The sequence below is a fragment of the Vibrio sp. 2130-1 genome, assembly GCF_033339515.1.
Window position 1 is genome coordinate 1 of record NZ_JAWOUT010000369.1, and the last position, 647, is coordinate 647.

The following is a 647-nucleotide window of genomic DNA, read 5'->3' on the forward strand; positions in this document are numbered from 1 at the left end:
AAGTGACCAAAAGTCTACTGCGCGTTTTTAGCTTGGTAATTCCGGCCGTGTTTACCTTCTATATGGTGAGCGCACTACACACGAACTACATTCTGACGAAGTTCGAAACTACGCGACCAACTAACCCTGATATTTTGAATCAGGTAAGTAACCCGGTCGTATGGAAAGACAGATTTGACTGGGACGTTTACAGTACCTTTTTGAATATTGGTCTGTACAAGCAAGATCCAAGTTTGATTCAACCTTATATTGATTGGTCATTGCAGATCATTAAAGATAAGCCACGCCCTGCGTTCTACAATAACTTAATCTTGGCTTATCAAGGACTGGATGACAGCAGTAAAGCAGAACAAATTCGTGCTGAGGCTCAATTCCTATTTCCGAACATCGACTTTAGCCAAGTAAATTATCAACCACCCTCACAAGCCCAATCGACAACGCCTAGCGTGTCTGATGCGGAATAGACAAACAAAAAAGCGAAGGACTTCCTTCGCTTTTTTGCTTTCAGCCCAATGATTTTAGGCCCTGTTGGTCTATGAGTAATGAGAAAAACTCTGAGTTCCAAGCTCTTGAGACGCTCTAATGCGCAACTCTTACTCAGTTAAAGACTCTTCCAGAGCATTCAAGCACAGTGCAACGTTTTCCGC

1 protein-coding gene is annotated in these 647 nt (G+C 42.8%); it reads left to right on the plus strand.

The features are described from left to right. A partial coding sequence (locus tag R7Q09_RS26290) for a Wzy polymerase domain-containing protein (protein WP_318143960.1) occupies positions 1 to 464 on the plus strand: 464 nt, incomplete at its 5' end. Between the last annotated feature and the right edge of the window lie 183 nt (positions 465 to 647).